Raw genomic sequence first — 23,231 nt, forward strand, 5'->3', positions numbered from 1 at the left:
AATAATAAAAAGCGGTACGCGCAAAAAAGACGCATTCATCAGGGACGAATGCGTCTTCGCGGTACCACCCTAGTTCCCTTTTCACTGCACAATGATTCAGGCCGCGCAGGCAAAAAGGCTCGAAGTCCGTTAACGGCGGACATCCGGTGACGCAGAACGCGCCACAGCTCGCGGGGGAGGACCTTCGCGGTTTTGCCGGGAATTCTCGCAGCTCCGATACGTTGACGATATTCGAAAACGTACCCGGAATTCCTCTCTGTCGGCAGTCTATGCACCTTACGCCTTCAAGGCTTGGATGCCCGCGAGGCATGGCCCCGGTCGTTGCTGTTCATCTGTTAAATTCATGAATCCGTGACACCTTTGTACCATCGAAATCGCGGTCCCGTCAAGCGGATTGAACGATTAGATCCCGCACGCGACCAAAATGAAATCGAAACCGCAAAGCGTTCCGCGGGTTTTTACGCCCCCGGCTCCACTACCGTCCCGGGAATCACAACCCCTTCGCTTCCCGCAGCCGGAGGTTCAACCTCGCCTTGCACTTCCGGTTGCGTCGGCGTCGAAGGTTCCGAAGCCGGCTCCGATGGCGTCGGGATCTCGATCGGCGGCTCCTGTACAGGCGGTTCCACCGGCTCTGCAGGCATAATCGGAACTTCAGGCTTCGGCGTTACGCGGACCGGGCTTTTGATCGACACCGCTCCGGTATCTTTGTACACCGTCAACACGGCTCCCGTTGCTTGGCTGATCAAACGAACCGGAACATAAACGACCCCTTCATGCAACCTCGGCGCGGCGGTCAACGTCACGGTTTCCCCGTTGATCTCCGCTTCCTTTTTGCCCAGCGTAAAGCGAATCGTGCCGTAATCGCCTGTTGCCGCAACCGACTTGGCCGCGCCTTCCCACTTAAGCTTGTAGCCGAACGAAGTCAGCAGCGGCTTATACGATACATAGGTTGCGCCTTCCTCGTTAAATGCAGCCAGATCATCCTCAATCCGTTTGCCGTCCAGGAAGACGGAAATCGGCTTGACCGTCGTTTTGTTTTTCTCCGCCCATAGGGCATAGCCTTCCTGAGCGATCCACAAGCCGACTTTTTTGTTGCGCCGCCATTCTTCTCCGAACGCCGACAGCGGAAGATGCGTCTCGCCCGTTTTCACCCCGATCTCCGGAGTGAACGCGGGACGCCCCAGCTTCTGAATAAACCAATCCGTGTAGCCGCCGCCCCCGTTGGAGTTGTAGCTCGGGCTCACTTGGCTGTATCCGGTAAAAGCCGTGAAAATATTCGCCAGACGCTTATCGCGCGCGACATTGGCGGCAGGCGTACGGAAATTCCAATACAAAATCCGGCCCGCCGAATGATACGATACCGCAATCTCCGGGTCGATCTCGTACGTGAAGGCGATCATCGCTTTATTTTCCCGCGCGGTCATCGGAGCCGTCCCCTTATGCCCCATCCAGTGCGGATAATAATAATTGTTCACCAACTCTTCCCAATTCGCGTTATACTGCCGGTTCGGGTCGACGCCCTGCGCATTCGCTTTCCAACGCTTGAAGTTCCGGCTTCCGTCGTTCATCGCGATCAGCGCTTTGTGCACGCTGGCCGGGAACGATTGAAGTCCGGTCTGCTGAAGCGTGACGCCGTCCGGGTTGACCATCGGGACGAACCAAATCTTCGTTTTGCCCAAAATGTCCCGCACGTCATAGCCCTCGAACTTGCGGTTCTCGGTGTACGCGGCCGCGTACTGCTCGATCATCTGCATGTTCAGCGTCGTCGTCAGCCATTCGCGAGCATGATGCGAACCGTTGAAAAAGACCGTCGCGCTCCCCGTGCCCAGGCCGACCGCCCAGATGTCACGTCCATATAGCGTTTTTCCGATCGATTTGTATTCAATAATGTCCGGATATTTCGCTGCCAATTCCCGAATATCCCGCGTTAGCACCCCATATGTATACGTGACTGACGGGTCCACGATATTCGCCCCCGCCGCTTGCGAACGTCCTGCCGGCGCCAACGTCAGCACCAACAAAATGAACGCCATAAGCGTTACTCCCCACTTTTTCATAACAACCCCCTGTAAATTTCGTTTTCTTCCGCCTTTTAGCATTCGTGCACCTGCCTCTATTTTCCTGCTCGTTGCCGTTTTTCCCGGTAACCTTGACAACGCCTTAGGCCTAGCATTACGATACATAGTAATTCTAGGTATAGAAAAGGAGGCACCTGCCGTGAAAGTCAGTAAGGAACTGCTCAAAGGATCGACCGGAGCGCTCGTGTTGACGGTCTTGTCAGGCAAAAGCATGTACGGCTATGAGCTAATCAAAGAATTGGACAGCCGCTCGGGCGGCGTATTTTCGCTCAAAGAAGGCACGTTGTATCCGATTTTGCACGCCATGGAGGCCGAGAGCTGGGTGAAGTCGCATTGGGAAGACGGAAGCGGTCGCAAGCGCAAATATTATACGGTGACCGATGCGGGGCTGAAGCAGCTTAAGCACAAAACCGAGGAGTGGCGAACATTCAGTGGCGCGGTGAACGCGGTGCTCGGGGAGGGCGGAGCATGAGCGGAACCAACGGGATACATCCTGGAAAAGAAACAGCGGAACAACTCGAGCATCTTCGCCGCCTGGAGACCGAGAAAGCGGAAGCGCTCATCGAAGAGTATCTGGACCGGGTGTGTGCGCGTATTCGGGCAAGGGAGCTGCATCCCGAACTTCGGGAAGAAATACGCGGGCACATCGACGAGTTGTTGACGGAAAAAGAAAACGAAAAGATTCCGCCGATCGAAGCCGCCATCTGGGCGCTGAAGCAAATGGGCGATGCGGACGAGATCGGGGGTAGGCTGGGACAGGTGCATCGGCCGAGGTTCAACTGGAAATTGCTGCTGCCGCTGGCGGCGATGATCGGACTCGGGTTGTTGGCATTGTTTTCTTTGGGAAGTACGGGAAAAGGCAGCTACCAATACTTCAATCCCGGCAGCCGGCAGCTTTTTTATTACGGCATGGGGCTTGTCGCTTTGATCGCCGGCCTGTTTTTCGACTATCGATTATTGAAAAAGTACGCGATCGCGTTGTACTCTGCTGCCGTCGTATTGACGGTCGTATTTTTCTCCTTCGACTCGCCGACGGTAAACGGAACGCTGGGCTGGATAGGAATCGGACCTCTTTATTTTTATTGGACGCTGATCATGTTCGTGCTTTTCCTGATCACGCTTCCCGGCTTGTTCGAACGACTTTCGCTCAAAACCGAAAAATGGACAAGTCTTCGCCAAATCGGAAGCATCGGCTTGATCGTTCTTCCCGTCATGTTGTATATCTATTTCGATCTGCTGGCGTGGCTGCTGCTTATCGGCTACCTGGCCGCGGCTTTGACGTTGTACGCGCGCTCCGGCGGCTCCCGCATTTATGCATACGGGCTGCCTGCTTTGTTCGCTGCATGGATGGCTGTTTTGTATGTTCGCAACGAGTATTGGCAAGCGCGCATCCAATCGGTGTTCGCTCCGCATCTTCAAACGTCCAATAACAATTACCTGAACGACTCCATCGCTGCTGCCGTTCGGGAAGGCAGTTGGTTCGGACAAGGATTCGGTTCAAGCGGAAGTCGCGTGATTTACGCTTATAGCGATGCGATTCTTCCCTACCTGACCTATAGCTTCGGATGGATCGCCGCGGGCGTTCTCGTGGCTTGCACATTATGGCTGATCGCTCTTTTGCTGCATTCCACCCGGAAAATTACCGACCGATACGGACGTTCGCTCGCTACGGGCCTTTCTATTTTGCTGGTATGCCAATGGATCTACGGAATCGGCGCTTCGTTCAACCTGCTGCCTTTCACGACGTTGACGATGCCGTTCATCGGCTACGGGGGCAGCTCGACCGTCATTCACTGCGCCGTCTTGGGTCTGATCATGGGGATCTATCGACGCAAGGATATGATTTCGACTCGCGGGAAGCAAGCGCAAAAATCCGGCGACGATCGGTTAATCTTCAGCATCGGCGGCTTCGAGTTGTATGATAACCGCGAGAGACGGCTGGATTGGGTTCGTAAGTCCAGTGGGCGCTATCCTTGACACCTCCATCGGCTGCGTGCTAAGTTAAATTCATCCAAAACAAGAAGGGAGTGAGCAAGCCTTATGAATACGCAATTTCATCGCTTCTCGCTCCCTTACGGCATAATCTGATCGGCAGCAGGTGGACTGTTGTCTATTCATCGCGGGAGCTGGGACCCTTGAGGTTCCGGCTCTTCTTTTTGAACGCAGCTCTCCTAGACCCGGAGCAGGCAGCGTCGCGATCGATCTCTATCCGTCTATGCGCAAACCGCGGGAGCTTACGAGCTTTCGCGTTTTTTTGTATATCAGGAGCAAGCACATATGGAGCGTGTTCAACCTTGATTTACTTTTCACACAACCAACTAATCCAAATCGAAAGGCAGTGCGTACCTACCTATGATGAAACTTAGTCAAATGAGCAAGATCCGAAATCTTATCGATGAACAAACATGGAAAAGCCAGCTTGGCGATCAGTTTGCCCGATTGTGGAGACATGACTTGGGCAGCGTTTATTTTTGGCGAATCAGTTCGAATGCGATCTTCGTTGCGGACGTGGACGGAAAACGGCATTTTCTTCGTCTTAACCTCGCGGAAGAACGCAGCTTGCCTGAAGTCGAAGCTGAAGTACGTCTTCTGCTCGCGTTACATGACAGCTCATTTCGAGCCGCTCAGCCCGTCCCCTCGCTGGCTGGACGATGGATCGAGACTGCCGAATGGAACGGTGACGTCTATCACGCCGTGCTGTTCGAAGGCATGCCGGGGGAACATCCGGACGACGAGAATCTGACCGAAGCCCAATGCCTGCGCTGGGGAAAGGAACTGGGGCGCTTGCATAAGGAGCTTGCCGCCATACCTCCTGCGACCGTTAACGGTCGCGGCGATTGGAGCCTCGACCTCGCCAATATGCGGAAGCTTTTGTTTCGGGAATCTGCTGCGATCCGGAGTGCACTGGATGCTGCGGCATCGGAAATGGAGCAGGTGTGCCGCATCCAACCCGCTGCGCTTATTCATTTCGACTTCGAGATGGACAATTTGCTGTGGCAAGGCACATTGGTCAGCGCGATTGATTTTGACGATTGCCGAATATATCCTCCGGGCGCAGATATCGAATACGCGATTCGCAGCCTTAGGAAATCAGACGCTAGTGAAGCCTCCCAGCAGATTCAGGCTTTCTTGGACGGCTATGCGGCAACCTCTCCGTACCCGGTACCTTTGCAGCAAGAGCTTGCTCTCTTCCGGCAATGGCATCGTCTCTATCTTCTGGCGACAAGTCACCGGGAGATGGATCTGCCGGAAGATGCGCCGCGCGTATCCTGGCAATCCAGTTTGGAACTGAAATTTGCAGCGCTGGCTCAGAAACTTCGATCGGAGATCGTCGATCATTCGGCAAGCTAAATCCCCAACACCCGCTAACCTAAAAAAGCTTCGGGCCCTCCGGGGAGGACTCGAAGCTTTGCAAGATAAGTCAAAAATTACTTTTTGCCACCCAGGATTGTTTTCGTTACGCCGCCAAGCAGCGCTCCTGCTGTAGTTGTGGTGCCTGTAGTCGCTGTCGATGCCGCGGCTGTTGTCGTGGAAGCCGTTGCGGTTGTAGCAGTCGTTGTTGTCGTCGCCGCGGAAGCTGCTGCGGATGTTGCCGACGTTGTGCTTGTTGTTGCCGTCGATGTAGCTGGCGCGGTTGTTTGGGTTGTCGTCGATGTAGCCGGCGCGGTTGTGCCTGTACCCGAAGTTGTACCTCCCAACACGCCACCCAATGCGCCTGTCAGGCCATTCACTGTATTATTGACTGTATTAACCGTGTTGTTCACCGTCGTATTTACGACATTAACGACCGTTTCGATCAGACCCGGAGCCGAATTTGTAGTTCCAGTGGTTGTCGTAGGCGTCGTTGTTGTAGGTGCTGGCGTTGTGGCCGCCGGTGTCGTTGTCGCAGGCGCCGGCGCTGCGGCCGCTGGCGTCGTTACCGGTGCTGGTGCTGGTGCTGTTGCAACTGGCGTCGTTGTCGCAGGTGCCGGCGTTGCGGCCGCTGGCGTCGTTGTCGCAGGCGTCGGCGTTGCGGCCGCTGGCGTCGTTACTGGTGCTGGTGCTGGTTCTGTTGCAACTGGCGTCGTTGTCGCAGGTGCCGGCGTTGCGGCCGCTGGCGTCGTTACCGGTGCTGGTGTTGGTTGTGTTGCAACTGGCGTCGTTGTTGGCGCCGAAGCTGCCGGTGTTGATGTTGGCACTGGTGTTGAAGCCGCTGGTGCCGGTGTTGCTTTCGTACCGCCGGAAGTCGATGCAGAAGCAGAGCTTGCAGCCGGAGACTGAGCAGTTCCCGTCGATACCGCTGCCGCTGCGGCATCGCTTTGTGCCTTCGCAATCTGATCACCGTTATACATTTTGTAAGAACTTGAGCTGATATCCAAACGAAGTTGATGCAATTGCGACTTCCAAGTGATTCCGGCTTTCGAAACCTTCTGCTCGATCGCTCTTTCTCCAAGATTCTTCAACGTGCTTTTGAAGTCGTCCGTTTTCAGCGTGAAACCGTTTTGCGAGTAGATCGCTTGCAGCAGGTCATACTGCTGCTTGCGGTTGGTTTCCATTCTGTCGTAGAACTGCGTTTTTTCTTTTTTGATTTCGATATCGGTCCGGACTTCTTTCCCTACGGCCCGATCGTCTTGACTTTTATTATCGTACGCGCCGACTTTCGAAGAATCTTTATTCGTATAGGATGTTTTCGCGTTATAATCGTATCTGCTGGATTGATCCGCTCTCGAAGCGGAAGAGTAGGACGACAATGTGCTCATTTTTCACTACCCCCTCAATGGAATGTTCTGTGCGACTTGGTTAGGGATAGTTTACTATTTTATGGTAAAGAAAGGGAATAGGATCCTATTCCTCACTCGCTTCCTCCCATTTTTGTCCAAAAGCAGGAGCATAAGATGGGGTTTTATCTTTGTAAGGCTGGTTTTTCTATGTCGAATTCGAGTATCTTTGAGTTATTCGTTTTTAATCGACTTTTTTCTACAGCATTTTAAAAATATTGTTTCAAATCAATTAACTTACAATCTATGGAAAAATGACTCAAGCAACCATACTTCCTATTTCTTAAGTACTATGCCGACGCCAAAACATAAAAAAACGCAAAAAAAATCGCCCCTGCACAGGAGGCGATTGGTACAATAGGTGACTGGAATGCTTTAGGCTTGAACCGCCTCGGCAAAATCCTGTCTTGAACTGCTATGCTCATTCAGTTTGTCGTACGCCTCCACACTGATCTCCACACGGACCTGGTGCAGCTCCGACTTCCATTCCATCTTCATGGAGGAACCGTCGCGAATCATCAATTGCTCGATCGAACGTTGCGCTAGCGCCTTCATCGCATCTTGAAGCTTTTCAGGCGAAAGTTCGACCCGTGCTTTCTCGGCATAGAAGGTTTGCATCAATTTTTGCTGGGCTAAGCGCTCATCCGCGAGCTTTTGAGCCAATTGGACTTCACGCTTTTTGCGTTCTTCATCACTCAACAGTTCTTTTTCCCCTGTCTTTTCTGTGTTCAGCTCGGTTTTGTCTTTCATGACTACAACCTTTGAAGTCTCCAGCTTCGATGTTGGATTCACAATATCCGGATTCACAATCGCGGAAGGTTTGTAATCAATCGCCCAATTACCCGAATCTCCTTTGTTAAACGATACCTTCTCCATTTCAACACCCCCTGTTACATGATCTCGCTTCAATGTAACGCTTGCTTCGATTGCTTGGCAATCCGATAGACGAACTACAAAACAAACTAAAAATACGTACTTCGCGAAATTAAATAAAAGATAAGCCTTATACTACTATGCAATTCGAACTAAAATACATGAGACCAAAGACCTGATTATTTGAGATCTTAGAGACCGACTCACCTCCTTCTTTTTATGTCGGCTGCAAACAGGACATTTTTTCCATTTCAGCTCTAATTTCTTACCATCCTTATCATTACAAAATTGTTACTTATCAATCTTTTGCAAAACCTTGTCCGCCTGTGAAAAACCCGATATAGTCAGGACATGCGTCTGGAAAAAAAGATGCAAATCCGGCGATATACAGCGTGAATGCTTCTATGGAAGAACGTGCGTCGCCGCCTAATCGGAAAGGAATCTTACATACTTATGCTTCTTCGAAACTGGAAAAAAATCGTCTTGCTGTCTCTTGTCGTCGTCTTCGCCTTGGGCATCGCAGGGTTCTTCTTCGTGCGATATCTGGAACATGCCAGACTGGTCAATCACGGCGTAACCGAAGAACTGCTGCCCGTCGTCTCTGTCGCCGAAGTCGCCGACCACTACGATGCGGTCGTGACCGGAACCGATCCGGAAGGCATCGCTGCCGCGATCTCCGCCGCGCGCAACGGCCTGAAGGTGCTGCTTGTCGACGGACATGACCGTACGATGCTGGGCGGTCTTATGACGGTCGGGGGCTTGAATATGATCGACCTCAACTACTCGCCGGAGCAGCCTTTTTTTCTTCCGCAGTTGAGAGAACCGAAATATTTGAACGAAGGCATTTTTCAGGAATGGTACGATCAATTCGACGGGTCGGCGTTCGACGTGAACGTAGCCGCCAACGTGTTCTATAAAATGGTGAAAAACGAACCTAACATCGATCTGCTCATGGAAACGCAGGCCATGTCTCCGTTGACCGACACGCAGAACGAGCGCACGACCGTGACGGGAGTCGATCTGACGCTCAAAGACGGAAGCCGAAAGAAAGTCACGACCTCGGCCATTATCGACGCCACGCAAAATGCGGATGTAGCCGCCGAAGCCGGCGCCGAATTCACGCTGGGCCGCGAAGACATCGGGGATACCAACAGCGTAATGGCCTCGACGCTCGTCTTCCGCATGAGCGGCATGACCCAAGAAATTTGGGAGCAGCTCGGCAAGCACGAAGACACCGGCATCGACCGGATGAGCGTATGGGGCTATAAAGAAGCGAAAGAATACGAGTCCAGCGATCCGAGCAAGGTAAAAATGCGCGGCTTGAACATCGGGCGTCAAAATGACGATACGATTCTGATCAACTCGATGCTGCTGTTCGACATCGATCCGCTCGATCCGGAATCCATCAAGCAGGGCATCGAGACGGGAACCGCGGAAGCGCCGAAAATCGTGGAGTTCCTCAAGAAGCGTTTCCCGGAGATGGCGACGTTAAAATACGACGGAGTCGCCAGCGAATTGTACTTGCGCGAGTCCCGTCACCTCAAAGCGGAATACCGTTTGACGCTCGTTGACGTGATGGAAAATCGCGCGCACTGGGACGATGTCGCCTACGGCTCCTATCCGGTCGATATCCAGAGCACGAGCGACGGGCGAATAGGCACGGTGCTGATGAAACCGAGCCAGTACGGCGTCCCGTTCCGCACTCTGGTGCCCCGAACCGTCGACGGCCTGCTTGTGGTGGGACGCTCGGCCGGCTTCGACACCGTGCCGCACGGAAGCGCCCGCACCATTCCGGTCGGCATGGGGACGGGCGAAGCGGCCGGCGCCGCCCTCAAGCTTGCCTTGAACGCGGATATGACGCTGCGCGAATTGTCCGGCTCCGAAGAGCAGATCACCGCGTTGAAAAAGCAGCTCCGCAAGCAGGGCATGAATCTGTCCCGCCCGAATCTGCCGGAACCGGAATACACCCAGCACAAAGACTATGCCGGCATGCTCGTATCCGCCAATATGTATCTGACGTCGGGCGGTTACGAAAACGACGGCTGGGGCCTGGACGGCGAAGCCAACGTGCAGCGGTTCTTCAACGCGGTACGCGTAATTCGTTCTCTTCACCCCGACTTCTTCCCCGGCGAAATGCAGGGCGCGCTGGCCGGCATCGCCGATCCGGCGACGCAGCAGCTTTCGCTGGAAACGGCGTCCGGCTTGATCGCAAGCGCTCTGGACCTTCCGGTCGAGACAGGCAAAGCGACCGAACTGCTGGTCGCTGACGGCTGGTTGCAGCAAGACACGCTGAATCGGATTGCCGATCAGGAAAAGCTCACGAACGGCGACTATTATTCGCTCGTCGGCGATCTGTCCCGGCACTTCCTGCCTGCCGATACGGTAGAGCATCCGGCGCAGTAACAGTGTGACTTTGCGGCGGCTCCCGCCGTTAACCCTTTCCGAACATGAAGATAACAAAAAGCTTGGCAAAGTCCGCTTTCGGACTTTGCCAAGCTTTTTTCGTGCGACTTCCAATCCTCCGACGGAGCGTCGTTTATTCGGAAGATTCGGCTTCTTTCAGCATCGCCGTCAGATAAATCAGCGGCGAGTTGTAGTTCAGCGCCTGTTCATTCGTTTCCCAATCGATCGTGGATTCGTTATAGGCTTTGGCCGGGAACTTGGCTTTGGAATTGTTCGGTCCCCCTGCCATATAGCCGTTCGGCATTTCGATTATGAAGTCGCGCATATAAATCTCGTGGTGCGTGCTGCGGATCCGGTTTTCTCCGTAGCCGGTAATGTAGCTGAGTTGAAGCGGATTGATGCCCAACAGATAATTCAGGTTGCTGGACGCCGCCCGGATATTGTCTTCGTCGAACGTGCCCAAGATCCGGCTGCCGATCGCCAAACTTACCGGAACGCTGGCCACGTTGGAATTGGCGCCCCAATAGAATGCGTTTTGGGTCGAGTTGCCCCATACCGTCCGATTCAGCGTCGCATCCAACACGTTTTCGCGCCAAACGCCGTACTTCGCGGCGAACCATTCGCGAATTTGCGGATCGGCCTGCGGCGCGCTCAAGTAATGGTAGTAGCCGATCATTTCCATTCCGTTGATGCCGTGCGAGAAGTTTGTCGAGTCGAACACATGCGCGAACTCCTGGTAATGGGCTTTGACGTAATCGCCGTATTTCGCTTCTCCCGTCGCGCGGTATAAGGCGGCCGCCGCGTAGAAACGGTCGTTTTTATCGTTGCCGTCGTTGTAAGGACCGTCCGGCTGCGCAATGTATTCCGGCTGTTGTTCGAGGTAAGCCCATCCTTTGACCGCCGATTGCAGCAGCGTGTTCGAGTAGTCTTCAAGCGATTCGGTCGACTTGAACACGAGCGAAGCATGGGCCAGAGCGCCGACCGTATTGGCTGTCTGAGCGGTCGGAATGATGCTTTCCGGTCCTTCCCCGTCCATGATGAAGCGGTTCGGCTCAGGTTCGCGGATCACGTAAGCATAGAATCCGCCTGTCGCGGGATCCTGCATTTTTAGGAAAAAGTCAGTCTCGACCTTGATTTCGTCCAACAGATCCGAAACGCCGTTCCCGCTCTCCGGGATATTGAGCTGGCCGTCCGGGAATGCTTTCGGATACGCTTCGTATGCCCAGAGCAGATCGGATACGGCGGTCGCCGCGGCCGTCACGTATTTGCCCGTGTCGCCCGCGTCCCACCACCCGCCGGAGACGTCTTTTTTGATCGAAGGATCGGATTGAAGCGGAAGGTTGCGGTCTATCTTGTGCAGGCCTTCGCGCGCGAATTCTCCCGCGTGCTGCTCGTCCAGGTCGTCATTGGCGCGCTGGTAATAGAAAAATCTTTGCACGTCCGTGAGCAGGTCGCCGTACACGTCCGCCCCCACTTTGAACGACGCGGACGGCGCGGCGATTCCGTCCACGACGATCTCGTACTCGCCGGCTTCTTGAAGCGGCGTGAAGTCGGCTTTGAGCACTTTTTCGCCCGACGACGGATCATAAGCTCTGACCAGGGACAACTTTCCGCTGTACACGGATTCACCGTCGGATGTGCGTTTCACTTCGAACGGCGTACCGACCTTGGCATCCAGTTCGTTGTAATAACCGCTGACCAGCGCATACTTGTCGCCTCCGCTCGGATAACCGACCTGATTCACTTTGATCGGAGCGGCCGATACTTCCTTATCCGGCGATACGACCCGAATATTGGCGATATGTAACGTAATCGGAGCTTCGCTCGTTCCGACCATCTTCAGCAATTGGATCTGGCTCGGATCGAAAAGCGGCTCGGAGCCGAAAAGGTCCCGGAGCGGAATCGAATAATGCTGCCACTGCGTCGTAAGAGGTTTGTATTCGTTTACATCTTTGGACAAGACGTCAATATTGGTTTCTTCCGGATTATCGTCGCCGTCGGTGTAAAATTCGCCGTTGGCTTGAAGACGTTCATGCACGCCGTCGCGGAAGCCGATCCGGAACGATTCGCCGCCTTTCGCGCCGACCGCGTCGAATTCCAGCGTGCCGTTTGCGCCGTAACGCGAGAAATCGAACGTCTGCCAGCTGTTTGTCGTATAATGAGCCATCCAACTGCCGGAAGCTTCGATCCGCTTACCTTTTTTGCCTTGGTACGTTTTGTCGACTACGGTGACTTTGTCGCCCCATCCGTAATCGCTGATCGGGATATCCCGCAGTTTGTTCCAATCGGCTCCTCCGGTCGGCACGTAATTTACGATCTGCTCGGCATGCGTGGTCGCGATCGGTCCGACAACCGGAAAAACCAAAGAAACCGCGAGTAATCCGCCGATCATTTTGAACATGGAGCGTTTTGCGCTTTTTGCTTTTGTTCCGTTAGACATGAATCCATATCCCCCCGCCTTTTAAGTAAACGCTTTCAATATAAGCATAGGGTTTTTTATGAAAAAATAACACCCTACAAATCCGATTTTTTATCCCCTATTTATTAGTCATTCGCATTTATGTTTATTCAGGGCGTGTACGCAAACTTCGAAGGCAGAAGATTTAGATGGATTTTCGTTCTCAACAAGGAAGAGGTCCGAAGGCGTGCCGGGGCACGTCAAGGAGCACTGACGCAGTGGAGGGCGAAAAGGCAGCTAAAGATGCACATCGTTAAGTTTGCGTACACGCCCTAGCAAACGACAGCAAAAAAAGCGACGGTCCGGCATTGAAGCCGGGCAGCCGCTTTTTCGGTTTAATACTTTTTCAGCGCGGCACGGAGATCGTTCATCAACCGGCCGGCTCCCACGATCGCCGAATCGCTGTTGTTGTAAAAAATCGCCGTCTTGACTCCGTCCTGTTCCAGCTTCGGCAGGATCTTCTCCATAAAAGCAGCCAGATCAAGCGGACGGCCGGAGTACCCCGACCATTCATCGATCGCGCAATGCTCGGCAAACTCGCCTTTGGGCCAAAGCGGCAGCAGAGCCGAGCCGTCCTGATCATGCGTCATCGCCCAGCCTTCATCGTACAAGCCCCAGAGAATCTGCGTATCTGCCGTTTTCTTGATGAAATATTCGTAGCGCAGATCGGCCGGACTGCTGACGATCGCGTTAAATTCTTTTAAGTTCATACTGATAAAGGCCTCCCGTAGGGCCGAGTCGCCGGAGGCGGTCGGTTTTCTAATCTATTTACCCATCGGGGGAAAAGTTGACCTTACTCAGACGGATGAAGAGCATGCCTGCATGCGTCGAGCACTTCCGCAAGCGTGGATGCGATTCCGCGGGAAGGCTCGAACAAAAGGGCTTCCGCAGCGCCGACGGCAATAGTCTTCGCGCGGTCCGGACTCACCAATTCGAGCAGGCGGTTGGCCGCCGCTGCCCGGATATTCGCCTCCCGCTTGCTCAGCGCTCCGATCAGCGGCCGCAAAAAGTCAGGCTCCCCCCACTGTACGAGCACGGCGTCGCAAGCCAGCTTGATGCTTAGCGGTTTATGCGTCAGCAGAATACGCTTAACGAAGCGGCGGTCCGCGGTCGGATCGCCGTACAGCCGCTCGGCCAGATCGCCGATCGAGAGCAGCGCGTACACCCTGACGATCACGGACGGATCGAACTCCGCCGTCTGTTTGAGCTTCTCCAGTGCTTTCGGCGAACGGCTCGGTCCCAGCGATTCGCAGGTTTCCGCCCGTACGAGCCACTCCCGGTCATGCAGCAGCGTCAGCAGCAGGCGGTCTGCTTGTTCGGACGGGTGAAAGCCCAGCAGCAAAGCGACCTGCGACCGAATAAACGAATCCGAATGCCTGGCGTAGACGGCGAGCCGGGACAAATCCGGTTCTTCCCTGCTGCTCTCCAATTCATCAAGTTCCGCTATGATGCGATTCACTTCCTGTTCGCTGTCGTTCCGAGGTATCGGGCGCCGTCCGGTCATCTTTGTTCCTCCTCATTGCTTTCTTCCGCCCGTTCTGCCGGTTCGAACTGCCGACTCACCAATTTTCGATAAAAAGCGTGGGACGCCAACAGCTCCTCATGCGTGCCCTGTCCCGTAGCGCGGCCGCCTTCGATCACGATCAGTTTGTTCGCTCCGCGGACGGTGGACAGCCGGTGGGCAATCACCAACGTGGTCCGTCCCTGCATCAGCTTATCCAGCGCCTCTTGGACCAGCGCCTCCGATGCGCTGTCCAGATGCGCCGTCGCTTCATCCAGCAGGAGGATATCCGGATCGCGCAGGATCGCGCGGGCAATCGCGAGACGCTGACGCTGCCCGCCGGACAGCTTGACGCCCCGTTCTCCCGCCTGCGTATCCAATCCTTGCGGCAGAGAAGCGATAAATTCGGACAAATTCGCCAAGCGAACTGCTTCTTCGACGGCAGAATCCTCAACTCCCGACAGTCCGTACGTCAGATTGTCGCGAATACTTCCTGCCATCACGGGACTCTCCTGCGAGACGTAAGCGATTCGGCTGCGCCACTCGCGAATCGGGATACGGACGGCTTCTTCGCTTCCGTAAAGAAGCCTCCCGGACGTCGGTTCATAGAAACGTTCGATCAGCGAGAAGATCGTGGTCTTGCCTGCGCCGCTCGGACCGACGAACGCTGTCGTTTGCCCCGCTTCAGCCGTGAAATTCAATCCTTTCAGAATCGGCTTGTCTTCGGAATAACCGAAGTCCACGCGATCAAACACAAGAGGCTGCTGGTTAGAATGTCCTCCATCCGCAGACGCTGCTGCCCTGTCCTCCATTTTCGCGTCCGCATCGGACTGCTCGTTATCCTCCGCCGGAAGCTCCATGATCTCGCGCAGCCGTTCGGTGGCCCCCAATGCCTTTTGAAATTGAGTGAAAAAAGTAGCCAGCTGCGTAAAAGGTACGACAATCTGGAACATGTACAGAATGATGGCCACTAATGAGCCCGCCGTTAACACGCCGCGCGCGACCTGCGCGCCGCCGTAGCCGATCAGCGCCACGAGGATCAGCAGCATCACGGTCATCATCAGCGGCGACACGATCGCTTGAATCCGTGCTTCGCGCAAACCGAACCGGAACAAGCCCATGATTCGTTTTTCGCCCTGAACCCGTTCGACCGGCTCGGCCATCGAAGCTTTGACGAGGCGGATATCGGACAGCACCCGGCCCAGATCGCCTTGGAATTCGGCAATTTCCTGCTGCGTGTCGCGCGAGATCGCGTACATGCGGCGGCCGACCGGCCACAGCAGCAGCATCGCGGCCGGAATCGCCAGCAGCGCGAACAGCGTCATTTTCCAATCGATGGTCAGCAGGATCACTACGGACCCGACGATCGCGACGATGCCCGACAGAAACGAGATGACTTGCCCCGTGATAAAGTCTTTGACGATATTCGTGTCGTTCGTTACCCGGCTCATCGTTTCTCCCGATGCACTGCGGTCGAAGAACGAGATCGGCAGCTTCAGAATACGCCGCCACAGATCACGCCGTAACCCCGAGACGATAAACTGTCCCACATAAGACATCGTGTAGATCGCGAGACCGGACATCAACGCCTGAGCGATGAACGCCGCCCCGAGCAGCGCGATCGTGCCGCCCGTCAGGTTTTCCATCGAAAATCCGTCCACCAGCCTACTTGTTAATAGCGGAATCGCCAGCGTGAACACCGTCTCGAACAACCCCAATACGACGGCCGCCGTGAGCAGCCAGCCTTTGGGCATGTACTTGGCGACCAGCTTCCAAAACGAACTCCAGCTCGGCTTCGGCGCGGTTTCCTTTTTCGCTTTTACCGCATCGCCGCTCGGCGTTTCATTCATGGATCCTGCAGTCTTGAGCCCTGCATGCGTTCCGATTTCCGCTTCGTTCCTTTTTCGCCTATCGTCCATGAGTTCCTCCTTCGTCCGGCTCCTCGCCGTCCTCATGTTCCCCAACACCCGCAATCATTGTATCCCACATTCGTTCCACATAACGTTCCTCCTCCATAGTGAACGTTACCGGGAACTGAAACATTTGGGCCGGATCGATCTTCGCAAAAGATTCCAGCGCCTTCATTTCTTCTTCCGTGAGCGGCTTCTCCAGCCTTGACAACATGCCGCTGATCCGTCCCAACAACTCCGCTGCGAATCTCTGCACTTGCGGATCTTCCGGCGAAAGTCCTTCGCGCATCAACTTTTTGAGCCGCGAGATCCATTGCATCGCTTCGCGCTCGATCGTCCGCCACTGCTGCGATGCTTGGCCTTCCGGCCAGAACCGCTGCATCAGCGAATCCGGAATCCGCTCCGCCATCCAACCTCGCTGCTGTTCCTCCGTCGAGACGGAATGGATCATCAGCAGCAGAACGTCCGGCTCCCACTCGAGTTCGTTTTCGCTTTCCGATAAACTCAACGTATGTTCGAGCGTATGCAGCATCCGATCCAATTGGTCCCTCTTTTGCCGCAATAACTGCTTCTGATGCTCCAGCGAGCCGCGAAGCGCACTCCCCTCCGCTTCCAGTTCTTCCGCGATCCGCTCCAGCGGGTAATCCAGAAACTTGAGCGTCAAAATCTGCTGAAGCCGGATCAAATCGCGGTCCGTGTACAGCCGATGCCCCAGATTATTGTACGCGGACGGCTCCAGCAGACCTTTTTTATGGTAAAAACGCAGCGTACGCTCGGTAACTCCCGTCAATTTGGCGAACGTGCCGACGGTGTACGTTTTATTTTCCATTTCCCGACCGCCTCCTTCCTCCTGCTGGTTTCAGTATAGGGGTTGACGTAACGTCATAGGCAAGCAGAGATTTTCGCGAGGGGAATGCGGTTAAAGATTAATGTTCGGCGCATGGAAGCAAACCAATCGAGAGGCGGGAAAACGCAAATGGGCATGAACTACAGAACGCTCGGTAAAACGGGACTTCAAGTATCGGAGATCGGGTACGGAGCATGGGGCATCGGCAACAGCGGATGGCGCGGCGCGGAAGACGAGGAATCTTTGAAAGCGCTACATCGTTCGATCGATCTGGGGCTGAACTTTATCGATACGGCGCTGGGTTACGGAGACGGGCACAGCGAGCGATTAGTCGGACAGGTCGTGCGCGATCGCTCCGAAACCGTGTATGTCGCTTCCAAAATCCCGCCGAAAAACGGGCAGTGGCCGGCGCGCGCCGGCGTTCCGTCAAGCGAGACGTTCACGGCGGAGCATGTGATCTCGTCGACCGAGACCAGCCTGCGCAATCTGGGACTGGAAACGCTCGACGTGCAGCAGTTCCATGTCTGGTCGGACGAATGGGCAGCGCAAGGCGATTGGCTGGACGGCGTGCAAAAGCTGAAGGAGCAGAGCAAAATCCGCCACTTCGGCGTATCGATCAACGACTATCAGCCGGCCAACGCGGTCAAGCTGATCGAAAGCGGCGTCGTGGATACGGTGCAAGTCATCTACAACATTTTCGAACAAACGCCGGAAGACGAGCTGTTCCCCGCCTGCCTGGAGCATAACGTCGGCGTGATCGTGCGCGTCGCGCTCGACGAAGGCGGATTGACGGGCAGCATCTCGCCGGACACGGAGTTCGCCGAAGACGATTTCCGCAGCCGATATTTCCGTGACGACCGCAAGCGCGAAGTGTACGAGCGGGTGCAAAAGATTACGCAGGACCTTGGGATCGGCAGCGATCAAATCGCCGAGACCGCGCTGCGTTACGTGCTGAGCCACCCTGCCGTTTCCACCGTCATCCCGGGTATGCGCTCGATTCGCAACGTGGAGCGCAACATGCGGATCGGGGACGGAAAAGGATTGGCGAAGGAGCAGGTGGAGAAGCTGAAAAACCACCGTTGGGCGCGGAATTTTTACGAGTAAGCTTGGCGAAAGGATTAATGCCTTGTCAACGTTAAAAGTAAGGTTACGCCCGCCCGAAATGCACCTGAAGCGCGTGCCTTTCATTCGAACGTAATCCTCTGATTAAGAGTTGAAAGGCCTAATGTCTTCACATAAATACGGAAAACCGCAGCCGCGTGATCGCTCAGGATCACGGCTGCGGTTTTTTGTGATTCTGTAAAAACGTACTTATTCCATCCGCTCCAGCAGCCGTTTGACCGCTTGCAGATGATCTTCGATCTCCTGCCTCAGCTCCCGAATGATCGGCTGCCAGCGCTCCCGTTCATTGTCGCGCGTTCCCCAGAACTCCGCAGGCAGATTCGATAACGCATGCAGCAGCTCTCCCCGGTACAACGTTCCCGCAAAAACATCTTCTGTCAAGATTTCCAGCACGTTCGGAAGCAGCTCGTCCACATACAGCTCCTGACGCAGTAATCGGCATAAATCCCCCACCGTCAATTCGTCCAACCGACAGACACGAACTTCGGCGTACCATGCAGGCAGTCCGTACTTCAGATGTTCTTCGCTCGGCGAGAAGCCGGGCGGCGTCTCGAGATCCGACACTTTCATCGCTCCTCGGTTGCCGCGAACTTTCCATTCGTGCAAGCTTTCCAACTCGCGGCAGGCCCTGGCGATCACGCCGTCGAATACGCCGAGCGGAAGCATGTATTCGGTGCGCCAGCCGGGTTCGCCTTTCCGGTCGTAGTCGGCGATCAGCAGACGTTCGTACTCTTTTCCGGCTATCACGAACATGGATTTCGTGCTCATCGTCTCGTCGAGAATCACAATATTGAAGCGCGCCCACCTTTCTTCCTCCGCAAGCTGCGCGTCGTTCCCTTCATAAAAAACGTCATGCAGGCGATCGAACAATTTTTCTTTTTCCAACTGAAACAATCCGGCATGACCGCGATTCCCCTTATCCCGCGCTGCGTCCGTCAACATCGTCAACAAATCGCCGAGCAGCGTTTCGCCGTCAGCCAGCATGTTACCCATGACGTTCATGCTGAATCTTCCATACATCCGTTCGCCGCCGAAATGCTCGTCCAACTGAAAACGGATCGAAAACAACGAAGGTTCGCCGATCGTGCGGGTGATGCGATGTTCGTCGCTCATGCTTCTTCTCCTCTCCCCTTTTCATATCCAGGATTTTCTATTAGCATGAGAAAAACAACTTTCATTGACGCGTATGAGGTGATCAACGACTAAAACAAACGAAAAGAGGAAACGTAATGCTTTTGGATTCGGACATGACGATTCGCCCGCTCGAAGAAAAAGACCTGCCCCGTTTGTGGGAACTCGTGTATAAAGAAGAACAACCGGAATGGAAAAAATGGGACGCTCCTTATTACCCGCACGCAGCCATGCCGTATGACCGATTTTTGCCTACGGGTTTAAAGTGGGTCGGCAGCGACGATTTTTGGGTGGTCGAAGTGCAAGGGGTCGTACGCGGTATCGTATCCTATTATTGGGAGCACGAGCCTTCCCGCTGGTTGGAGATCGGAATCGTTCTTCATGAAGGAGATACTTGGGGAAAAGGCTTGGGCACGCGTGCTTTGAAGCTTTGGATCGGGCACTTGTTCGCGACTTTGCCGCTGGTGCGGATCGGCTTCAGCACGTGGTCGGGCAATCATCGGATGATTCGGGTCGGCGAAAAATTGGGCATGGAAACGGAAGCCAGAATCCGCAAAGCCCGTTATTACGAAGGCATGTATTACGACTCGATCCGCATGGGCATGTTGAAAGAAGAATGGGAGCAAGCCGAATTTAATCGAATATAAGCTAAGGCAAAAAGAAAGAGCAGCCCGACAACGGTTCGGGGCTGCTCCTTTTTTATTACCTTTCGTTACCCGTTCAAAATCGGAATCTGCGCCAGCATGTTTTTCAAATTGATCGCGTCCCACGGCGTATGCTCGGTAAAGCCCAATCCTACCACGTCCGTCTCCTCCGACAGCTCGCGCAGCAGTTCGGCCAGACGCGCGAACTTCAACCGGCCCGGCGGCGAGTACGTGTACGGCTCGTTCGGCTTGGCGAACAGCAGCGAACGGAACTCCCGCGGATCGAGCACGTCCAGATCGACGTGAATCGCCAGGTGCTTGATACCGCTCTCGCGTATCCAGGCCTTGATCGACTCCGTGCTCTTCGCCGTTTCCTGCGCGTCCGCCGTCCGGATACCTAGCCGCTGAATCATTGCCGTATCCGTCTCTTTCATAGAGATTCCGAGCCGTTCGAACGCTTCTCCGATGACCGCGCCTTCTTCCGGCGTCGGTTCCGACAATCCCGCGATAAACACGTTTTCCGGCTTCAACGGCATCTTCACCCGCTTCGCGAATTCCGCGTCGCCTTCGCCGAGCAGATTGCCCAGCGGCAGCGTGTGGCCCCGGTCATAGCCGTCGATCTGCACCAAATCGCTGTGCGCGTCGATCCAGATCAGGCCCATTTCGCCTTCGTACCGTTCATTCAAATAAGCGAAAGGCGCCTGCTCCACCAGACAATCCCCGCCGAACATCACCACGCGGTCGGGTTGATGCGCGCGGATCAGATGGTCCGCCGCGTCGAGCTGTTCCAGCAGTTCTTTTCTACCATAAACGCCGTTGTCGTTCGCAAGCGGCACGCCGTCGTCCTCTCGAACCGGCACCCGCACCAGCGGTTGGTCGTTCTCCGGCGCCAGCCAAGCCAGCAGCTCCGCACCGAAGGTATAATTCGGATTATATCCGCCCTGCCATTGAGGCATGAGCACGCGCAGTGTTTTTTTCGTCATGATTGCATCCCCTTTGCTTCCGAAGTACCGTTACTATAAAATGAACGCGAGCGAAAAAACAGTACGCACTTTAAAGATAGATACTATCGGAAAGGATAGTGCAGAGCATGAGCATGGCGGAATTCAAAGGTAAGGTCAAGCATATTCAGGACACCCCTTTCGGCTATACGCTGTCCGTGATCGGCGGCAAATGGAAGATGGTGATCCTGTACCTGTTGGCGGAAAATCCTCCGGTGCGGTTCAACGACCTGAAGCGGCAAATCGGGGTCATCACGTACAAAACGCTGAGCGCGCAGCTCAAGGAACTGGAAGCCGACGGCATGGTAGAACGCAAAGAATACCCGCAGATTCCTCCGAAAGTCGAGTATCGGCTGACGGCCAAAGCGGAAAAGCTGATGCCGCTGATGGAAGGCATGTGCGAGTGGGGCGCGGAGCATCAGCCGAAGGAGGACTGACTTTTGACGACGATCGATATTCAGCGGATTTATGAGAAGTATCAGACTTTGAACATCCCGAATACGTTTAACGAAGAACAGATTCATAAGCGGCTGACCGAGACGTATTTTGCGGAAAAAGTAAGCCTTGAACGCTTTGAGGATCTGCGGCAGGACGAGCATGCAAACTTTGAAAACGCTAAAGGAGCTTATGTGTTCGAAGACCCTCGCGGCACGATCAAGCTTGCTCGGTTGAACACGGAAGAAGAAAAGCCGGAAGATTCGTCATATGCCTGGGTCATGAACTCTACGCAAATGGGCATGTCCGACATGCTGACGCTTGAAATCACGATCTTCCACGGCATTGCGAAGGAAGAAATGCAGCTCGGCAACCTGCGGTTCGAGGAGTATCTGGTCATGCTGTACGTGACGGGGCATATCGAGTTCGAAAATGACGAGAATATCGAACGCGTTCGCGATCTCTATCGAAACGGCCACTATTTCCGCTATTTCGGGGCACAGAACGGAAGCGGGATTTATTTGTACAAACCTTAACGCACCCAAAAGCCCTTGATCGGAAACGTCCTCGCGCAGAGCGGGATAGACGTTTTCGTCGAAGGGCTTTTTCATGCTTCCTATTGATTTCTTATCGCTAAAAAATCTTTTACTGCGAAGATCCCAACTGAATCCACGCTTGCTGAATTTCTTCGATCGCCTGCTCTTTCGTTTTGTTTTTACCGATATACGCCTGCATGATCTCGCCGAATTTCTGATGGAACGTATCCAGCGAATAATTGACGGACAGGTCGCCGGACTTTTCGGTTTTCAGGATTTCGTCCATTTCTTTCGGCATTTGCAGGTCCGGCAGCGGAGCGTCTTTGATCGGCGGAATGACTTTGGCAACTTGGGAGAACCAGTTCTTGCCGTATTCCGACGTGTAGAGCCAGTTGAAGAATTCGATCGTTTGCGGCGCTGCCGCCGAATCTTTGTTGATTCGCAGCGCTTGGTCGGCACCCGTGATGATCTGGGATTGTTCGGCTTTGTTGCTGACCGGGTAACCCATGATGCCGAGTTTGAAGTCCGGGTTGATCTTCATGATCGCTTCTTCGTCCCAGGCGCCTTTTCCGGTCATCATGGCTGCTTTGCCGGACGCGAAATCGCTGACTTCGGCGTTGCTGTCGCGTTCCAGCGGTTTGTCCGTGCCGTGCGCGATCGTCGTGTCGATGAAGGCGAAGAAGTTGTCCGTCAGGAGCGGATATTCGCTGAACGTCGTTTCGCCTTTGATGAACTTGTTCACCAGCTCTTGCGCGGAGATGCCTGCATCGTCGGCCGCCGCGTCCACATAGTGTTGGAAGAAATGCTTCCATACCCACCACTCTTTGTAAGCGTTCGCAAAAGGCGTGATGCCTTTGTCTTCCAACTTGGCGATCGCGTCGTCCATCTCGGCAACGGTCTTCGGCGGTTCGGTGATGCCCGCTTGCTCAAATAGATCTTTGTTATAAATCAGAGCGAACAGATTGCCTTTGACCGGGAAGCCCAATACTTTGCCATCCAGTGAACTCATATTCGCGCGCACCGCATCCGTCATGGCGGCTGCCAGCGGCTCGTTCGTCAGATCGGCACTGTAATCCGCGTACGTGTCGATATCCCCGCCGGCCGTCGTCTGGAACACGTCCGGCGTGCTGCCCGCGGCGATTCGCGATTTAAGCACGGTATTGTAGTCGGCTTGCATGATTTCGAGGTTGATCGTGACGTTCGGTTTGACCTTTTTATACTCTTCGATGTAGGCATTAAATGCGTCCGTATACTCCGGCGAAGCGGTGAACATATTGATCGTGACCGGTTGATCGGCAGCGGCTTCTCCTGTGGCTCCGGTCGCTCCCGTATCGGCGGCCGGAGTGCTTCCGCAGCCTGCCAGCAATGACGTGCCAAGCAGCAATACCGCCGGCAGGGCAAACATTTTTTTGAACATCGTCGTACCCCCTGTTTTCGAAAAGTGGAACGTGACGTTCTTCGATCATCTTGCAGCGAAAAACACCAGCGTGCCCGTTACCGCTATTGTAGGATAAGCTCCGACTTAAGCAGAATGT

19 protein-coding genes are annotated in these 23,231 nt (G+C 54.5%); 8 read left to right on the forward strand and 11 right to left on the reverse strand.

The window, feature by feature from the left end; all coding sequences use genetic code 11:
- Window positions 1-458: 458 nt before the first annotated feature.
- Window positions 459-2,057 (reverse strand): M14 family zinc carboxypeptidase, encoded by a 1,599-nt coding sequence (locus tag SACSAC_RS08305; RefSeq protein ID WP_084777975.1) that lies wholly within the window; start codon window positions 2,055-2,057, stop codon window positions 459-461.
- A gap of 160 nt (window positions 2,058-2,217) precedes the next feature.
- Between SACSAC_RS08305 and SACSAC_RS08310 the strand changes: the two genes are divergently transcribed.
- The 3 genes from SACSAC_RS08310 to SACSAC_RS08320 all read left to right on the forward strand — a co-directional run bounded on the left by SACSAC_RS08310 (window position 2,218) and on the right by SACSAC_RS08320 (window position 5,429).
- A complete protein-coding gene (locus SACSAC_RS08310) occupies window positions 2,218-2,550 on the forward strand; it encodes a PadR family transcriptional regulator (RefSeq protein ID WP_037285258.1) in 333 nt (110 codons plus the stop codon).
- Window positions 2,547-4,055: an FtsW/RodA/SpoVE family cell cycle protein gene (locus SACSAC_RS08315; RefSeq protein WP_037285260.1), complete on the forward strand. Its 1,509-nt coding sequence runs from the start codon at window positions 2,547-2,549 to the stop codon at window positions 4,053-4,055. The genes SACSAC_RS08310 and SACSAC_RS08315 overlap by 4 nt, the downstream gene beginning before the upstream one ends.
- A 393-nt stretch (window positions 4,056-4,448) precedes the next feature.
- Window positions 4,449-5,429: a phosphotransferase enzyme family protein gene (locus SACSAC_RS08320; RefSeq protein WP_037285262.1), complete on the forward strand. Its 981-nt coding sequence runs from the start codon at window positions 4,449-4,451 to the stop codon at window positions 5,427-5,429.
- 77 nt (window positions 5,430-5,506) lie between these two features.
- On the opposite strand, the gene SACSAC_RS27955 is transcribed toward SACSAC_RS08320, so the two are convergent.
- The gene (locus SACSAC_RS27955; protein WP_037285264.1) at window positions 5,507-6,817 is read right to left on the reverse strand and encodes a hypothetical protein; all 1,311 of its coding nucleotides are present in this window, start codon (window positions 6,815-6,817) and stop codon (window positions 5,507-5,509) included.
- A 393-nt stretch (window positions 6,818-7,210) separates the two neighbouring features.
- On the reverse strand, window positions 7,211-7,711 hold the full coding sequence (locus SACSAC_RS08330) for a hypothetical protein (RefSeq protein WP_037285266.1): 501 nt from the start codon (window positions 7,709-7,711) through the stop codon (window positions 7,211-7,213).
- A gap of 450 nt (window positions 7,712-8,161) precedes the next feature.
- Here SACSAC_RS08330 and SACSAC_RS08335 point away from each other — a divergent pair, with 450 nt between their 5' ends.
- On the forward strand, window positions 8,162-10,111 hold the full coding sequence (locus SACSAC_RS08335; RefSeq protein WP_037285268.1) for an FAD-dependent oxidoreductase: 1,950 nt from the start codon (window positions 8,162-8,164) through the stop codon (window positions 10,109-10,111).
- Between the two features lie 133 nt (window positions 10,112-10,244).
- On the opposite strand, the gene SACSAC_RS08340 is transcribed toward SACSAC_RS08335, so the two are convergent.
- The 5 genes from SACSAC_RS08340 to SACSAC_RS08360 form a co-directional block, all read right to left on the reverse strand.
- Window positions 10,245-12,551 (reverse strand): glycoside hydrolase family 9 protein, encoded by a 2,307-nt coding sequence (locus tag SACSAC_RS08340; protein ID WP_245608609.1) that lies wholly within the window; start codon window positions 12,549-12,551, stop codon window positions 10,245-10,247.
- Window positions 12,552-12,904: 353 nt separating this feature from the next.
- A complete protein-coding gene (locus tag SACSAC_RS08345; protein ID WP_037285270.1) occupies window positions 12,905-13,279 on the reverse strand; it encodes a DUF2750 domain-containing protein in 375 nt (124 codons plus the stop codon).
- A gap of 83 nt (window positions 13,280-13,362) precedes the next feature.
- Window positions 13,363-14,073 (reverse strand): HEAT repeat domain-containing protein, encoded by a 711-nt coding sequence (locus tag SACSAC_RS08350; protein WP_037285272.1) that lies wholly within the window; start codon window positions 14,071-14,073, stop codon window positions 13,363-13,365.
- On the reverse strand, window positions 14,070-15,920 hold the full coding sequence (locus tag SACSAC_RS08355; protein ID WP_051507485.1) for an ABC transporter ATP-binding protein: 1,851 nt from the start codon (window positions 15,918-15,920) through the stop codon (window positions 14,070-14,072). Before SACSAC_RS08355 ends, SACSAC_RS08350 begins: the two co-directional genes overlap by 4 nt.
- Before the next feature lie 58 nt (window positions 15,921-15,978).
- Window positions 15,979-16,809, reverse strand: a complete 831-nt coding sequence (locus SACSAC_RS08360; protein ID WP_037285274.1) for a MerR family transcriptional regulator — start codon at window positions 16,807-16,809, stop codon at window positions 15,979-15,981.
- A 147-nt stretch (window positions 16,810-16,956) separates the two neighbouring features.
- On the opposite strand from SACSAC_RS08360, the gene SACSAC_RS08365 reads away from it, so the two are divergent.
- Window positions 16,957-17,931, forward strand: coding sequence for an aldo/keto reductase (locus SACSAC_RS08365; protein WP_211251334.1), 975 nt, complete (start codon window positions 16,957-16,959; stop codon window positions 17,929-17,931).
- Window positions 17,932-18,138: 207 nt separating this feature from the next.
- Here SACSAC_RS08365 and SACSAC_RS26955 read toward each other — a convergent pair whose 3' ends face one another.
- On the reverse strand, window positions 18,139-19,062 hold the full coding sequence (locus SACSAC_RS26955) for a contact-dependent growth inhibition system immunity protein (RefSeq protein ID WP_051506975.1): 924 nt from the start codon (window positions 19,060-19,062) through the stop codon (window positions 18,139-18,141).
- Window positions 19,063-19,178: 116 nt separating this feature from the next.
- Between SACSAC_RS26955 and SACSAC_RS08375 the strand changes: the two genes are divergently transcribed.
- A complete protein-coding gene (locus SACSAC_RS08375; RefSeq protein ID WP_037285276.1) occupies window positions 19,179-19,727 on the forward strand; it encodes a GNAT family N-acetyltransferase in 549 nt (182 codons plus the stop codon).
- 65 nt (window positions 19,728-19,792) lie between these two features.
- Here the strand turns inward: SACSAC_RS08375 and SACSAC_RS08380 are convergent, their stop codons facing one another.
- A complete protein-coding gene (locus SACSAC_RS08380) occupies window positions 19,793-20,707 on the reverse strand; it encodes an arginase family protein (RefSeq protein WP_037285278.1) in 915 nt (304 codons plus the stop codon).
- Between the two features lie 107 nt (window positions 20,708-20,814).
- Here SACSAC_RS08380 and SACSAC_RS08385 point away from each other — a divergent pair, with 107 nt between their 5' ends.
- Window positions 20,815-21,162 (forward strand): winged helix-turn-helix transcriptional regulator, encoded by a 348-nt coding sequence (locus SACSAC_RS08385; RefSeq protein WP_037285279.1) that lies wholly within the window; start codon window positions 20,815-20,817, stop codon window positions 21,160-21,162.
- A 3-nt stretch (window positions 21,163-21,165) separates the two neighbouring features.
- On the forward strand, window positions 21,166-21,696 hold the full coding sequence (locus SACSAC_RS08390) for a pyruvate kinase (protein WP_245608611.1): 531 nt from the start codon (window positions 21,166-21,168) through the stop codon (window positions 21,694-21,696).
- A gap of 109 nt (window positions 21,697-21,805) precedes the next feature.
- Here the strand turns inward: SACSAC_RS08390 and SACSAC_RS08395 are convergent, their stop codons facing one another.
- Window positions 21,806-23,113 carry an extracellular solute-binding protein gene (locus SACSAC_RS08395; protein WP_037285281.1) on the reverse strand — a complete coding sequence of 436 codons (1,308 nt, stop codon included), beginning with the start codon at window positions 23,111-23,113 and terminating at the stop codon, window positions 21,806-21,808.
- Between the last annotated feature and the right edge of the window lie 118 nt (window positions 23,114-23,231).

It is taken from the genome of Saccharibacillus sacchari DSM 19268 (assembly GCF_000585395.1).
GTDB classification, from domain to species: domain Bacteria; phylum Bacillota; class Bacilli; order Paenibacillales; family Paenibacillaceae; genus Saccharibacillus; species Saccharibacillus sacchari.

Bases quoted from the DNA above. Each gene is read 5' to 3' on its own strand.
- SACSAC_RS08305 (WP_084777975.1), bottom strand. From the start codon at position 2,057: ATGAAAAAGTGGGGAGTAACGCTTATGGCGTTCATTTTGTTGGTGCTG.
- SACSAC_RS08315 (WP_037285260.1), top strand. From the start codon at position 2,547: ATGAGCGGAACCAACGGGATACATCCTGGAAAAGAAACAGCGGAACAA.
- SACSAC_RS08320 (WP_037285262.1), top strand. From the start codon at position 4,449: ATGAGCAAGATCCGAAATCTTATCGATGAACAAACATGGAAAAGCCAG.
- SACSAC_RS27955 (WP_037285264.1), bottom strand. From the start codon at position 6,817: ATGAGCACATTGTCGTCCTACTCTTCCGCTTCGAGAGCGGATCAATCC.
- SACSAC_RS08330 (WP_037285266.1), bottom strand. From the start codon at position 7,711: ATGGAGAAGGTATCGTTTAACAAAGGAGATTCGGGTAATTGGGCGATT.
- SACSAC_RS08335 (WP_037285268.1), top strand. From the start codon at position 8,162: ATGCTTCTTCGAAACTGGAAAAAAATCGTCTTGCTGTCTCTTGTCGTC.
- SACSAC_RS08340 (WP_245608609.1), bottom strand. From the start codon at position 12,551: ATGTCTAACGGAACAAAAGCAAAAAGCGCAAAACGCTCCATGTTCAAA.
- SACSAC_RS08345 (WP_037285270.1), bottom strand. From the start codon at position 13,279: ATGAACTTAAAAGAATTTAACGCGATCGTCAGCAGTCCGGCCGATCTG.
- SACSAC_RS08350 (WP_037285272.1), bottom strand. From the start codon at position 14,073: ATGACCGGACGGCGCCCGATACCTCGGAACGACAGCGAACAGGAAGTG.
- SACSAC_RS08355 (WP_051507485.1), bottom strand. From the start codon at position 15,920: ATGAATGAAACGCCGAGCGGCGATGCGGTAAAAGCGAAAAAGGAAACC.
- SACSAC_RS08360 (WP_037285274.1), bottom strand. From the start codon at position 16,809: ATGGAAAATAAAACGTACACCGTCGGCACGTTCGCCAAATTGACGGGA.
- SACSAC_RS08365 (WP_211251334.1), top strand. From the start codon at position 16,957: ATGGGCATGAACTACAGAACGCTCGGTAAAACGGGACTTCAAGTATCG.
- SACSAC_RS26955 (WP_051506975.1), bottom strand. From the start codon at position 19,062: ATGAGCGACGAACATCGCATCACCCGCACGATCGGCGAACCTTCGTTG.
- SACSAC_RS08375 (WP_037285276.1), top strand. From the start codon at position 19,179: ATGCTTTTGGATTCGGACATGACGATTCGCCCGCTCGAAGAAAAAGAC.
- SACSAC_RS08380 (WP_037285278.1), bottom strand. From the start codon at position 20,707: ATGACGAAAAAAACACTGCGCGTGCTCATGCCTCAATGGCAGGGCGGA.
- SACSAC_RS08385 (WP_037285279.1), top strand. From the start codon at position 20,815: ATGAGCATGGCGGAATTCAAAGGTAAGGTCAAGCATATTCAGGACACC.
- SACSAC_RS08395 (WP_037285281.1), bottom strand. From the start codon at position 23,113: ATGTTCAAAAAAATGTTTGCCCTGCCGGCGGTATTGCTGCTTGGCACG.